Source organism: Vibrio sp. YT-19(2023) (assembly GCF_033337395.1).
The window spans coordinates 1-958 of sequence record NZ_JAWOQN010000207.1; the positions used below are offsets into that span (position 1 = coordinate 1).

Sequence of the window (958 nt, forward strand, 5' to 3'; positions counted from 1 at the left end):
ATACGCCAACCATCATCAAGGTCTTAGAGAACGACACGTTCGAAGGCGACGACAAAGTGGTGTCGCTGGATACCAATAACGGCCCAGCCAACGGCACGGTCTCGGTCAACTCGGACGGCAGCGTGACTTACACGCCAAACGACAACTACCACGGTACAGACAGCTTTACCTACATCGTCACCTCCGGTGGGGTATCGGAGTCCACCACGGTGAACGTCGATGTCACACCAGTCAATGATGCGCCAGTGGCAAAAGATGATACCGCTGTTACTGATGAAGACACGCCAGTCACGATTGATGTCCTGCTAAACGATACTGATATTGATGGTGATACGCTGTCTATCCAATCGGCGTCCGTACCTGAAGCGCAAGGCACAGTCGAGATTGTTGATGGCAAATTGGTCTTCACACCGGCTGAGAACTTCCATGGCGACGCTGAAATCACTTACACCATCACTGATGGTTCGCTGACTGACCAAGCGACGGTCAACGTCACCGTGAATGCCGTAAACGACACGCCTGTGGTTGAAAGCAACCTCGCAGACCAAACCTTGGCGGAAGACTTTACGCCATACAGCATCGATCTGAATACCGCCTTCAGTGATGTGGATAACGCCGATGGTGAGTTAACGTTTAGTGTCTCTGGCAACAGTAATGTCAATGTCTCAATAGAAAATGGCATTGCTACGTTCACTCCAACCGCAGACTGGAACGGCTCAGAAGCATTGACCTTTACGGCTACCGATCCAAGCGGTGAAAGCGTCAGCCAAACGGTGAACTTCACAGTAGCCCCTGTGGCGGACATCGTGGCAGACAACGCGACGGTTGTGGAAGATACGCCAACCATCATCAAGGTCTTAGAGAACGACACGTTCGAAGGCGACGACAAAGTGGTGTCGCTGGATACCAATCACGGTCCAGCCAACGGCACGGTCTCGGTCAACCCGGATGGCAGCGT

1 protein-coding gene is annotated in these 958 nt (G+C 52.7%); it reads left to right on the forward strand.

All coding sequences use genetic code 11. The features are described 5' to 3' along the window. Positions 1-958, forward strand: a 958-nt coding sequence (locus tag R7E78_RS24900; RefSeq protein ID WP_318058445.1) for a tandem-95 repeat protein, incomplete at both ends; no start/stop codon positions are given.